The sequence below is a fragment of the Anaeromyxobacter sp. PSR-1 genome, assembly GCF_000964525.1.
In the GTDB taxonomy this organism is placed as follows: domain Bacteria; phylum Myxococcota; class Myxococcia; order Myxococcales; family Anaeromyxobacteraceae; genus Anaeromyxobacter.
This window is the reverse complement of sequence record NZ_BAZG01000177.1, coordinates 1-9347: the sequence shown is the minus strand read 5'-3', so window position 1 is coordinate 9347 and position 9347 is coordinate 1. Positions and strand designations below refer to the sequence as shown.

General features: G+C 76.0%; 8 protein-coding genes, 2 tRNA genes, 1 rRNA gene and 1 pseudogene. 9 read left to right on the top strand and 3 right to left on the bottom strand.

Annotated elements, in window-relative coordinates:
• Window positions 1–92: 92 nt before the first annotated feature.
• Window positions 93–209: ribosomal RNA gene (gene rrf, locus PSR1_RS19055) — 5S ribosomal RNA — on the top strand.
• Window positions 210–287: 78 nt separating this feature from the next.
• Here the strand turns inward: rrf and PSR1_RS19050 are convergent.
• On the bottom strand, window positions 288–728 hold the full coding sequence (locus tag PSR1_RS19050) for a hypothetical protein (protein WP_059439010.1): 441 nt from the start codon (window positions 726–728) through the stop codon (window positions 288–290).
• Between the two features lie 142 nt (window positions 729–870).
• On the opposite strand from PSR1_RS19050, the gene PSR1_RS19045 reads away from it, so the two are divergent.
• Window positions 871–1584, top strand: a complete 714-nt coding sequence (locus tag PSR1_RS19045) for an NUDIX hydrolase (protein WP_059439009.1) — start codon at window positions 871–873, stop codon at window positions 1582–1584.
• Window positions 1585–1643: 59 nt separating this feature from the next.
• Window positions 1644–1949: a hypothetical protein gene (locus PSR1_RS19040; protein WP_059439008.1), complete on the top strand. Its 306-nt coding sequence runs from the start codon at window positions 1644–1646 to the stop codon at window positions 1947–1949.
• A gap of 77 nt (window positions 1950–2026) precedes the next feature.
• Here PSR1_RS19040 and PSR1_RS19035 read toward each other — a convergent pair whose 3' ends face one another.
• A complete protein-coding gene (locus tag PSR1_RS19035) occupies window positions 2027–4258 on the bottom strand; it encodes an OmcA/MtrC family decaheme c-type cytochrome (RefSeq protein WP_059439007.1) in 2232 nt (743 codons plus the stop codon).
• 258 nt (window positions 4259–4516) lie between these two features.
• On the opposite strand from PSR1_RS19035, the gene PSR1_RS19030 reads away from it, so the two are divergent.
• The 6 genes from PSR1_RS19030 (at window position 4517) to PSR1_RS19005 (ending at window position 8513) form a co-directional block, all read left to right on the top strand.
• Window positions 4517–5947 carry an aspartate ammonia-lyase gene (locus tag PSR1_RS19030; protein WP_059439006.1) on the top strand — a complete coding sequence of 477 codons (1431 nt, stop codon included), beginning with the start codon at window positions 4517–4519 and terminating at the stop codon, window positions 5945–5947.
• A gap of 17 nt (window positions 5948–5964) precedes the next feature.
• Entirely contained in the window at window positions 5965–7239 is a 1275-nt protein-coding gene (locus PSR1_RS19025) for a general secretion pathway protein GspE (protein WP_059439005.1), read from the top strand.
• A 51-nt stretch (window positions 7240–7290) separates the two neighbouring features.
• Window positions 7291–7836 (top strand): hypothetical protein, encoded by a 546-nt coding sequence (locus PSR1_RS19020; RefSeq protein WP_059439004.1) that lies wholly within the window; start codon window positions 7291–7293, stop codon window positions 7834–7836.
• A gap of 119 nt (window positions 7837–7955) precedes the next feature.
• Window positions 7956–8300 (top strand): hypothetical protein, encoded by a 345-nt coding sequence (locus PSR1_RS19015; protein WP_237758153.1) that lies wholly within the window; start codon window positions 7956–7958, stop codon window positions 8298–8300.
• Between the two features lie 4 nt (window positions 8301–8304).
• A tRNA-Gln gene (locus tag PSR1_RS19010) sits at window positions 8305–8378 on the top strand.
• Window positions 8379–8438: 60 nt separating this feature from the next.
• Window positions 8439–8513, top strand: a tRNA-Glu gene (locus PSR1_RS19005).
• Between the two features lie 146 nt (window positions 8514–8659).
• On the opposite strand, the pseudogene PSR1_RS19000 reads toward PSR1_RS19005, so the two are convergent.
• Window positions 8660–9347: pseudogene (locus tag PSR1_RS19000) on the bottom strand (glutamine--tRNA ligase); the annotation flags it as partial.

The window sequence follows — 9347 nt, the reverse complement described above, 5'->3', positions numbered from 1 at the left end:
CACGGCCCTCAGCGGCCCCGCGGTGCGGTGCTCTTCTTTTCCCTTCGTAACGGTTGTCGAGAGGCGACGAGCCTCACGTTCTTTCAAAGGTTTGCGGTGGCTATATCGGTGGGGTCACACCCGTTCCCATCCCGAACACGGTAGTTAAGCCCACCAGAGCCGATGGTACTGCACCGGAAGCGGTGTGGGAGAGTAGGTCGCTGCCGCATCTTTTCGTGCCCGCCAGAGCAATCCGCTCTGGCGGGCTTTTTCTTTTTTGGCGCGCATTGCGCCGGCGCCGCGCCCGCTCAGGCGAGCGCGGGCGCGGGCGGCCGCTGCAGGCGCTCCAGGTGGCGGCGCTCCTCGCCGAGCGCGCGCTCCACGGCCTCGCGCACCTCCGGCGGCAGCGGGCGCGCCAGGGCGCTCGCGTAGACGTCGCCGGCGAGGCGCGCGTTGCCGCTGAGCGCGGCGACCAGGTCGCGGGGGCGGGGCCGCCCGGCGGGCGCCTGGCGTGCGCCGATGGCGGCGCCGCGCACGTTCGGGCGGATCTCGGGCGGGCAGGCGCGCAGGCGCGCGAACGCCTCGTGCAGGGCGAGCGCCCGGCGCCGGTGGTCGGCCTGGAACAGGCTCAGCTCCTCGCGCAGGGCGCCCGGTCCGGCGGCGGAGATCGCGGCCGCGTACGCCGTGGCAGCGTCCACCTCCAGCTGCGGCAGGCGGCCGAGCTCGGCCAGGGTCTCGGGTGTGCTCATCGGGCTTCCTCCGCGGCAAAGCTGGGAACGGCGCCGCCGGCGAACGACCCCTGGCCGGGAGGCGCGGGCGCCCCCGTCGCGGCGGCGGCCGTGGCGGCGAGCGCCGCTTCCCTCGCGCCGGGGGGCGGTGCACCATCCCGGCATGCCCCGCGTGACCGCCATCGAGATCGTCGAGGACCGCAGCGCGCACGCCCGCCTGGACGAGGGGTTCCTGCGGCTCCGCCGGCTGCGCGCCCGGAACCGGCGCGCGGACGGGAGCGCCTCGCCGGAGTACCCCATCGACGTGATCGATCGCCCGGCGCTGGACGCGGTCGCGGTCTGCGCCTGGGCCCGCACGCCGCGCGGGATCGAGGTGCTCACCCGCCGCGGGCTCCGCCCGGCCGCGTACTTCCGGCGCGGCAAGCGGGCCGCCCTCCCCGAGCCCGAGTACCTGCTGGTCGAGGAGATCGTGGCGGGCGTGGTGGAGCCCGGCGAGACGGGCCTGGCGGCGCTGCAGCGGCGGGGCGCGGACGAGCTGCGCGAGGAGGCGGGGCTCGAGGTGGCCCCCGGCGCGCTGCGGCCGCTGGGCGGCCCGTTCTTCCTGCTCCCGGGGATCGCGTCGGAGAAGATCCACCTGCTCGAGGTGGAGGTCCCGCGCCCGCCGGTGGACGGGCCGTACGACGCGGACGGCGACGGCGACGGCTCGCCGCTCGAGGAGGGCGCCCTGCTGGAGTGGCGCGGGCTCGAGGCCGCCGTGCGCGCCTGCGAGGCCGGCGAGATCGAGGACGCCAAGACGGAGCTCGCGCTCCGCCGCCTCGCCGGCCGGCTCGGCGTCGCGCTCGTGCCCCTCGAGGCGGCCCCGCCTCGCGCACCCTGACCCGCGGGCGCCGACCGCCCGCTGGCGCGCCCCCGCCGCCCGGGGCGATACTCCCGCGCATGCCCGCCCTCCTGCTCGCGCTGGCGCTCGCCGCGGCGCCGTTCCCCGCGCCCCGCCACGCCCCGGTCACCGAGCGCACCCGCTGCGACACCGGGGCGGTGCTGTCGAGCGATCCGGCCCGCGGGCTGCTCCGCGTCACCACCCCTGCCGGCGTGGTCACGTTCCAGGTCGGGGCCGACGTCCCGGTCTTCGACCGCGCCGGGAGCCCTGCGGGCCCCGCCGTCGCGCTCGCGCACGGCCGCCGGGTGCGGATCTGGTACGTGGTGGACGCCGGCGCGCGGGCCCAGGAGATCGAGGTCCAGTAGCGCGGCGCCCGGGACGCGAGGGGCCCGGCAGGACGGATCCCGCCGGGCCCCCGCTGGTCCGCGCTCGTCGCGCGCCGCTACTGCGCCGGCGCCGGGATCGGGTGCACCTTGGCCACGTCCGCGAGCGTGCCCGGTCCGTGGCAGGTGGCGCACTGCGCGTCGCCGGTCTGCGTGCCGCCGCGGTGGTTGCAGTCGCCCATCACGCCGGGGCCGCACGACTGCGCGGCCGAGCCGTCGAACTTCACGGTGTCGTGGCAGGACGTGCACACCGCGATGGTCTTCGGCGTGGTGCCGCCGGCCGGGTTGATGGTGTCCTTCACCTCCGCCGCCAGCGGCAGCTGGTAGCTCGTGCCCGCGTGGCACAGCGCGCAGTTGCCGATCTGGTTCGGGAACTCGAGCGGGAAGACGTTCGCCGAGCCGCCGAAGCCGTAGATCGTGACCTCCTTCTGCTTGATCTCCGAGGCGTGGATCTGGTGGACGAGCACCTTGAAGTCGATGGGCTCGACCGTGCCGCCGGAGGGCACGCGGGCCGCGTCGGTGCCGGCGGGGTTGTGGCAGACCACGCACACCTGCGTGGTGCCGTTGCGGTTCTGGCCGTGCGCGCTCAGCACGCCGTGGCACTTGTTGCAGTTCTCGACCGCCACCACGGTCCGGCGCGCCTGCCCGGCCGCGCCCGCGGCGGTGAAGTACTTCACGTCGTTCGTGACCGGTACGCGCAGGAACTGGCCCGCGTTGAACGGATCGGCGATGGCCGGGTGGCCCTCCAGCGCGACCGTGAACTGGTCCACGCCGGCCGGCAGCGCGACGGTCGAGGTCACCTGGTACACGTTGGTCTGGCCGGCCACCGGCGTGGCGGACCCGCCCGCCGCGGCGGTGAGCGCGTTGATCTGGACCGGCTGGCCTTCCGCGCCGGCGCCGGCGTTGTCGTACTCGACGGACGGCCAGCCCACGTCCACGAACAGGCGGCTGGCGCTGCCGTGCGTCCAGGGCTCCGCGTCGAGCGCCATGGGCGCGCCGTTCTGGAGGACGCGGTACTGGACGACCGGGATGCGGTCGCCGCCCACCGTGACGCCGACGATCTCGTACTTGTAGGTCGCGGCGGAGGCGAGCTGGGGCACCACGTGCACCTTGTCCGGCCCGAGGTTGCCGCCGGCGGCGTGGCAGCCGGCGCAGTTCGCCGTCGCGTTCACGCCGAACGGGTGGTTGCAGGCCGCGGTCTCGACGTGGCCCTGCGTGCAGTCGGCGGACGCCGACGCGTCGAAGCGCAGGTTGGAGTGGCAGGACGCGCACGCCACCGCGGACGGCTTGTTCTTCCAGTCGTCGGCGTTCGCGCCGGTGTGGCAGGTGGTGCAGTTGCGGATGTCCTGCGGGAACCGGATGTCGGAGAAGGTGACGTCGGTCTGGCGGAAGCCGACGATGTGGTAGCCCGCCTGGCCGGAGTGGATCCGGTGGATCATGTTCCGGAAGTCGATGGTGTTCCCGGACTCCGGGTCCGCGTAGGTGGTGCCCTTGTCGCCGGCGTGGCAGGTCATGCAGAGCTGCGTCCCGCGGCGGCGGTCATGGGCCTCGAGCACGCCGTGGCAGGTGTTGCAGGCGGCGTCGGTGACCGTCTCGTACTTCGCCGCGGTGCCGCCGCCCGGCACGAAGTTGAACGTGGCGCTGGCCGGGTAGGCGACCTCGGCCGCCGGGGTCCCCTCGCTCACCGTGCGCGTGGCCCAGATCCCGACCGTGTGCGTCCGGGCGCGCTCGCGCTTCGCCGGATCGGTGGTCGGCGGCGAGAACGTGTACGTGTACACGCCGTTGCCCTGCGCCGCGAGCTGCGACGTGGGGAACGGCCCGCTGGGCGGCTCGGTGCGCGGCTGCACGGCGGAGCCGGACGGCGTCTGCGCCGTCCCGCCCGCGTCCGTGTACGGCTGCGCGTTCACCGTGGTCTCGTAGTAGTGCGTGTAGGTCCCGTCGTCCTCGAGCTGCCCGAGCGAGAAGCGCGGGCTCATGCGCGGCGCGGGCGGCGTGCCGCTCGCGGCGGCGTTCGCGATCTCGGCGAGCAGGTCGATGGGGTTGCCGGCCGCGTCGGTGACCTTGAACGTCACCGTGGGATTGCCGGTGGCCGGCACGTCGGCCGACTGGATCGTGATGTTCAGCTGGCTGGCCGGCGCGCCTCCTCCGCCGCCCCCGCCCCCACCACCTCCGCCTCCTCCACCCCCGGGCCCCTTGTCCTTGCGGCCGTCGCCGCACCCGCCCGCCGCCGCCATCGCCAGGAGCCCGCCGATCGTCCCGACGAGCGCCAGTCCTCGCCACGCCTTCCTCATGTTGCCTCCCGAGCCGTGCAGCCGCCCTCGACGCCCCGCCTCCACGCACACACGCGTCCCCTCGACCGTAGCCGCGCACGTTGCAGGGTGAGGCGGTTCGGCAGGGTCGGCACCCCCTCGCGGTGGCGCCGACACATCCGGGCAGGGAGCGCGCGAGCGGGCGCCCCGGGGCCGCGCGGCCCGGCGGACCCCCCGGCGGCACGATTCCGGAGCAGGCGGCCCGCCGCGCACGTAGACTCGCCTCGGAGGCGACCTCACATGGCCAGACAGCCCCGGGCCCGCGCCGCACGCGGCGCCCGCACCCGCATCGAGCGCGACACCATGGGCGAGATGACCGTCCCGGCGACGGCCCTCTACGGCGCCCAGACCGCCCGCGCGGTCGAGAACTTCCCCATCTCGGGCCTGCGCGCCCACCCGGCGTTCGTGGACGCCACCGTCCGGATCAAGCTCGCCGCCGCGCGCACCAACGCCGCGCTGGGGCTGCTGCCGCGGCGCAAGGCGCGCGCCATCGAGCAGGCGGCGCGCGAGGTCCTGGCCGGGCGCCACCGCGAGCAGTTCGTGGTGGACGTGTACCAGGCCGGCGCCGGCACCTCGCACCACATGAACGTGAACGAGGTGCTCGCGAACCGCGCCTGCGAGCTGCTCGGCGGGCGGCGCGGCGACCGCGCGCTGGTGGACCCGAACGACGACGTGAACATGGCGCAGTCCACCAACGACGTGGTGCCGACCGCCATCCGGCTCGCGGCGCTCGAGCTCGCGCCCGAGGTCATCGCGGCGCTGTCCGCGCTCGCCGGCACGTTCGACGCGAAGGCGCGCGCCTGGGACGGCGTGGTGAAGTCCGGCCGGACGCACCTCATGGACGCGACACCCATCCGGCTCGGGCAGGAGGTGTCGGGCTGGGCCGCGGCGCTGGGCGCGGCGGCGGGCCGGGTGCGCGACGCGCTCCCGGAGCTGTCGGTCCTGGGGCTCGGCGGCACCGCGGTCGGCACCGGCCTGAACGCGGATCCCCGGTACCGGGCGCGGGTGGTGCAGGAGCTGGAGCGGCTCACCGGCGTGCCGCTCACCCCGGCGCCGAACCCGTTCTACGCGATGCAGTCGCTCGCGCCGTTCGTGGCGCTCTCGGGGGCGCTCCGCACCGCCGCGCTGGAGCTGCTCCGGATCGGCGGCGACGTGCGCCTGCTCGGGAGCGGCCCGAACACCGGGCTGGGCGAGCTGCGGCTCCCGCCGGTGCAGCCCGGGTCGTCGATCATGCCGGGCAAGGTGAACCCCTCCATGGCGGAGATGCTGGCCATGGTGTCGTACCAGGTGGTGGCGCTGGACGGCGCGGTGGCCTGGGCCGCGAGCGGCGGCCAGCTCGAGCTGAACGTGATGATGCCGCTGGTGGCGTTCGACCTGTGCCACGCGCTCGACGTCCTGGCCCGGGCCGTGCGGGCGTTCGACGCGCGCTGCGCGCGCGGGCTCGAGGCCGACCGGGAGCGCGCCCGGCACTACGCCGAGCGCACCGTGAGCCTCGCCACCGCGCTCGCGCCGCGGCTCGGCTACGCGGCGGCGGCGGACATCGTGAAGGCCTCGGTGGCCACCGGCCGGTCCATCGTGGACCTGGCGGTCGAGCGGGGAGGCCTCACGCCCGCGCAGGCGCGGCGCGCCCTCGACGCCGCGCGCCTCACGCGGCCGGGCCGCGGCGGCTGACCTGCTATCCTCGGCGCGTGCGCACCCGCCTCGGCGAGCTCCTCCTGCGCGCGGGCGCGTGCACGCCCCACGCGATCCGCGACGCCCTCGAGAACCAGGTCATCTTCGGCGGCCGGCTCGGGACGAACCTGCTCGAGCTCGGCGCGGTCGAGGAGGGCGCGCTGGCGCGGGCGCTCGGCCAGCAGCACGGCGTGCCGGCGCTGTTCGGCGACGTGCGGCTGGAGCCGGAGGCGGTGGCGGTCCTGCGCGCCGAGGTCGCGGACCGGTGCGACGTGGTGCCGTTCCTGCTCGCGGGGCGGCGGCTCGCGGTCCTGGCGGTGGATCCGTCCGACCTGCGCGTGCTCGACGAGGTCGCGTTCGCGGCGGGGCGGGAGGTGCACGCGCTGGCGGCGCCGGAGGCGCGGGTGTGGGCGCTGCTCCGGCGCGCGTACGGGATCGAGCGGCAGCTCCGCGGGATCGAGGTGGACTTCGAGCGCCCGCGCCGGGCCGGCGGCGCCGGGCCCGCCCGGGCGGCGCCGTCCCCGGCGGCGAGGCCGGCCGCCCCCGCCGCGGACCTGATGACCGAGGACGACTTCGAGGCGGTCTACGGCCGGACGGGCGCCTTCGCGCTCCCGGGCGCCGCGCCGGCGGACGGCCGCGGCGGCGAGCCGCCCGAGCTCCCCGACGACGCCATCCTCGAGCTCGACGAGGCGGACGAGGTGGCCGCCCCGCCGCCCGAGGTGCTCGCCGCGCTGGCGGCCCGCGCCGGCCACGCGCCGCCGGTGCGGCTCGCCCCCGCCGCGCCGGCCCGCCCCGAGCCGGAGCCCTCGCCGCTCGACTTCCGGGACGCGGTCCGGTTCCTGGAGGGCGTGGAGGAGCGCGGCGCCATCGCGCGGACGGTGCTGCGCCACGCCCGCTCGCGCTTCCGGCGGGCCCTGCTGCTCACCGTCCAGCACGGCGCGGCGCGCGGGTGGGCGGGGATGGGCGAGGGGGTGGGGGCGGAGGCGGTGCGGCGGCTCCGGCTGCCGCTCGGCGCGCCCGGGATCGTCGACACCGTGGTCCGCACCCGCGCGCACTTCCTCGGCCCCATCCCCAAGACCGAGGCGAACGTGCTGCTCCTGAAGCGGCTCGGGGGCGGGGTGCCGGCGAACGCGCTGGTGCTGCCCATCCTGGCGCGCGGCCGCGTGGTGAACGTGTTCTACGCCGACGCCGGGCGCGGCGGGCTGGTGGACGCGGGGGCGGTGGGGGAGCTGCTCATCCTGGCCACGCGCATCTCGCAGAGCTACGAGGCGCTCCTCGCCCGCGTCCGGTGACCCGGCCGGCGACCGCGCGGCGCGGGCGGTTTTGCGCTAACGTCCGCGCGCATGGCCGCCACGCTCCACTACTTCATGCTGCCCGACGACGAGCGGGCGGTGTTCCGCCACCTCGCCCGGCGCGAGCTGACCGCCTACCCCGAGCTGATCCCCCCCGGCTACCAGCCGGTGCGGGTGGACGAGCACGCCGTCGAGGCGCTCGACCAGCCCGCCTACTACCTGGCGGTGGAGCGGCTCGGCCCGGTGGTCGTCCACCCCCTGAAGCGCGGGCCGGACAAGGGGATGCTGGTCATCGAGGAGATCCCGTCGCCGGTGTTCCACTACGAGCGCTCGGTGCGGAACGACGCCGGGGAGCTGGTGGCGGGCCGCCTCTGGGCGGAGCTGGACGTCACCGACGACCCGAACGACCGCAAGGGGAAGCCGCTCGCGCTGAAGGGCATCTTCGAGGAGGTCCACCAGCTCTTCCGCAAGAACTGGCGGCGCAGCGATCCCAAGGGCTACTGGATCGGCCCCCACGCCGCGGCCGCGCTGAAGCGCGGCGAGCTGAAGCTGCGCGAGGCCGGCCACAAGGGCGGGCTGGTGGCGGTCTGGAGGTGATCGCGACGCCGTCCGCCCTCGCCCGGAGGCGGGGCGGAACGCCGCAGCCCGGGGCGCGCCGCCGGCCCGCCGGCGCGGTTGACGGGCGGGGGCGGGACCGGTACACGGAACGCTTGACCGTGACCCTTTTTGCCCGATATAAGGCCGCCCTCGTCGCGGTCCTCGTGGCCGTGCCGGGCATCGCCCTCGCCGAGGTGAAGGTGGCGGGCGCGGTGCTCCCGGACGGCGCGGTGAAGGTCGCGGAGAACCGCTACCGGGTTCCCAAGACCTACGAGGAGACGATCCGGTTCTTCCGTCAGACGTACGGACCCCGGTTCGCCCGGCGGCCGATCGCCGATCAGCCAGGCGTGAAGGCCGTCCACATCGTCAACCCGGAGCCGCGGCCGGGGCAGTGGGAAGGGCTGAACGTGTACGAGCTGAAGGGCGAGGTCCGCGTCTTCGTGCTCGTCAGGAAGGGCGACTGACTATTGGGGGATCGTCTAACGGCAGGACGCCAGACTCTGGATCTGGCTATCTAGGTTCGAATCCTAGTCCCCCAGCCACTTTGATGTTCCTCGGCGTTGACTGCCGCTTCGACCGAGGATAGACATGCAGCGCTTCGTGGCCCGTTAGTCTAGCGGTCAGGACGTCGGCCTCTCACGCCGAAAACATGGGTTCAAATCCCGTACGGGTCACCATCTGTGCCCCCGAGAACTTCGTCCGGTTCTCGGGGTTTTTTCTTTCCTGAGCCCGCGACGGCGAGCGCCTCGTGCGGCGACGGCGCGCGCGGGCCCCGGCGGCCGCAGGGCGGCCGGGTCCGCGCCTCGCGCCGCCGGCGAGCCGGCTACCCGAGCTTCTTCTGGAGGGCCGCGCGGACCTGGGCCGCGTCGGCGGCGCCGCCGGCCTCGCGCATCACCGCGCCGAGGAGCACGCCGAGCAGCTTCTTCTCGCCGGCGCGGTAGCGGGCGGCCTCCGCCGCGTGCGCGGCGAGCGCCTTCTCCAGCGCGGCCTCGAGCGCGCCCGCGTCCTCGCGGCGCTCCAGCCCGAGCGCCTGCATCCGCGCCTCGGGATCGCCGCCGCCGGCGGCGAGCTCGGCGAGCAGCGTCTTCGCCGCGGCGGGGGTGAGGCGGCCCGCGTCCACCAGCGCCGCGAACCGGCCGAACGCCGCGCCGTCCAGCGGGAGGGCGGCGAGCGCCCGGTCGCCGGCGAGGCCGGCGAGGTCGTTGAGCAGCCACTTCGCGGCGGTGGCCGGGCGCGCGCCGGCCGCGACCGCGGCGTCGAAGTAGGCGGCGGTGGCGGGATCGCCGGCGAGGAGGTCGGCGTCGTCGGCGGGGAGCCGCAGCGCCGAGAGGTAGTGCGCGTGCCGGGCGGCGAGCGCGGGGTTCGCGGCGCGGAGCTCGGCGCGCGCCTCGGCGCGGCTGCGGCGGGGGGCGGCCGGGGTGGCGGCGGGCTCGTCGCGCCGCGGCTCGCGGGCGCGGCGGGCGCGGCCGCGGCCTCGCGGGCCCGGGCGCTCCAGGTCGTCCTTCATCGTG